The 592-nt window shown below is 71.1% G+C and carries 1 protein-coding gene; it reads right to left on the reverse strand.

The genetic code is table 11. From position 1 onward, the window contains the following. On the reverse strand, window positions 1-592 hold a 592-nt coding region (locus tag AC1DZC_RS20165), incomplete at both ends, for a hypothetical protein (protein WP_477044519.1).

Raw genomic sequence — 592 nt, forward strand, 5'->3', positions numbered from 1 at the left:
ATGAGCCGGTCGCGTTTCGGGTCGTGCTTGCCCTTGGCGACCACCACCACTTCATCGGGATCGCTCTTCGGGGCATCGGCCTCGGGGATGTCCCTGGTGCTCCCGCCGTCCGCGACCCGCATAGCGAGCGTGCTCAGCTGGAGATGGCCGATCGGGAAGGGGCGGTCGAGCGTCAGCGTGCGGACCGGGCGGGCGATGCCGAACGCGATGATCGCGGGGGTGGCCTCGCCCGACAAGGTGCCACCGAACAGGGCGGCGAGGCGCTTGCCCGCGCCGGCATTGGCGATGCTGCGCGGCTGGCGCGGGTCGAAGCCGACCCGGAGCGGCTCACCGCCGACCGCGATCGTCGCCGTGCTGACGAACCACCCGCCGAACAGGCCATTGCCGGTCATGGGGAGCGTGACCATGCGTTCGCCCGGCCGGGGCGGCCGAAGGTCGAAGCGCACGATCTCCTCGGGCACGCCGGCCGGGCCGATCGCCGCATCGGCGCCTTCGGCAAAGGGTCGCGGCGTCCATCCGACACGGTTCTTTTCGGTGCGTTGCCCCCAATCGATCCGCGTCACTTGAGTGCGCCCGATGACGCGTTCCGTGC

Source organism: Cellulomonas sp. P2_B4 (assembly GCF_056404795.1).